This is a genomic window from Pseudoalteromonas sp. GW168-MNA-CIBAN-0100 (assembly GCF_040309225.1).
GTDB lineage: Bacteria > Pseudomonadota > Gammaproteobacteria > Enterobacterales > Alteromonadaceae > Pseudoalteromonas > Pseudoalteromonas arctica.
Map to the genome: position 1 here is coordinate 1 of NZ_JBEOOL010001114.1, position 236 is coordinate 236.

Sequence of the window (236 nt, forward strand, 5' to 3'; positions counted from 1 at the left end):
TAGCAGGGGTGGTAGCAGGTTATAGTTTATCGCTTGCTATGGGCGTGGTGCAATTTGACGCCGTAACTAACACACAGTGGTTAGCTGTGCCTAACTTTGTTTTACCTGAGTTTAAATGGCAAGCCATTTTGTTTATGGTGCCGGTGGCGATTGCTCCCGCTGTTGAGCATATTGGCGACATGATGGCGATTAGCCAAGTTACCAATAAAGATTTTTTGAAAAAACCAGGGCTACAT

General features: G+C 44.9%; 1 protein-coding gene. It reads left to right on the top strand.

Translation table 11 applies throughout. The annotated features are described in order from the left end of the window. On the top strand, positions 1 to 236 hold a 236-nt coding region (locus tag AAEY62_RS24825; RefSeq protein ID WP_350637163.1), incomplete at both ends, for a solute carrier family 23 protein.